Source organism: Ancylomarina sp. 16SWW S1-10-2, assembly GCF_009669305.1.
GTDB lineage: Bacteria > Bacteroidota > Bacteroidia > Bacteroidales > Marinifilaceae > Ancylomarina.
The window spans coordinates 1-353 of the sequence record NZ_SADB01000367.1 but is presented as its reverse complement, the minus strand read 5'-3'; the positions used below and the strand labels follow the sequence as shown (position 1 = coordinate 353).

General features: G+C 45.0%; 1 protein-coding gene. It reads right to left on the bottom strand.

Annotated features, from left to right (window positions below):
- Positions 1–3: 3 nt before the first annotated feature.
- The coding region (locus tag EMN46_RS20150) for a hypothetical protein (protein WP_229130466.1) at positions 4–353 on the bottom strand (350 nt) is incomplete at its 5' end.

Genomic DNA, 353 nt, shown 5'->3' with positions numbered 1-353 from the left:
CGATTAAGATAATTTTATTTTCAACTTTGGAGTTTTCGGAGGCAAACAACCGAGTGCGGTTTGGCGCATACCGTTTTCCAAATATCGTCTCCAAGGAAGAGGTTTCGGGCCCGGAGATGCCAAGGCATGGTCGCCTAAGGAAGCCTGTGGAAACTTGGCGACCACGACGATTGTTAAAAGGGTCACGACACTTAGGAATGGGGTGGGATGCATCGCACATTTATGATTCTCACGTCCCGTGAAAATTTCTAAAGGACTTGGCAACAAAGTTTGGGATTTTTCACCAAGTATGGGAACCGAACCTCTAACAAAGTCGATATAAAGAAAAATGGGGAAGTGTTTTTTTTTGGGGG